Origin of the sequence: Cupriavidus sp. SIMBA_020 (assembly GCF_046535395.1) — a bacterium.
Lineage (GTDB): Bacteria > Pseudomonadota > Gammaproteobacteria > Burkholderiales > Burkholderiaceae > Cupriavidus > Cupriavidus campinensis.
This window is the reverse complement of sequence record NZ_JAWRWU010000112.1, coordinates 1-405: the sequence shown is the minus strand read 5'-3', so window position 1 is coordinate 405 and position 405 is coordinate 1. Positions and strand designations below refer to the sequence as shown.

Genomic DNA, 405 nt, shown 5'->3' with positions numbered 1-405 from the left:
AGGTGATGCGGGTTCGCAATGCTTTCGTCGAAGATGACGGTACATATCGCGGAATTAACGTCGGGCTGCGGACCAAAGACGGCAAAGATCTTGAGGTTCAACTCCATACTGGTAAAAGCTTTTACGCCAAGCAGAGGAATCACAAGTATTACGAAAAATTGAGGTCGCTTAGCAGCACGATTGAGGCTGGCAGCGATCGGGCGGACGGCAATGATATCGCTGTCTTCGACGCGGAGCGCGCTCGCTTGTCGGATTTAATGCGTTCGGAGACTGCGAGCGTCGAGATGCCGGCTGCTGTTGAGACAATCATATCTTTCCGGCATTACTAATTAAGAGACGGTTTCAAAACGAACCGGTACTGCCACCATCCAAGCCTCGGCGCGAGAAGAACCCGGGACGCCTGCC

Annotated in this window: 1 protein-coding gene; it reads left to right on the top strand. The window is 53.1% G+C overall.

Going from position 1 to position 405, the window contains the following annotated elements; genetic code table 11:
* On the top strand, window positions 1-329 hold a 329-nt coding region (locus SB751_RS28390), incomplete at its 5' end, for a hypothetical protein (protein ID WP_410748838.1).
* Window positions 330-405: the final 76 nt, after the last annotated feature.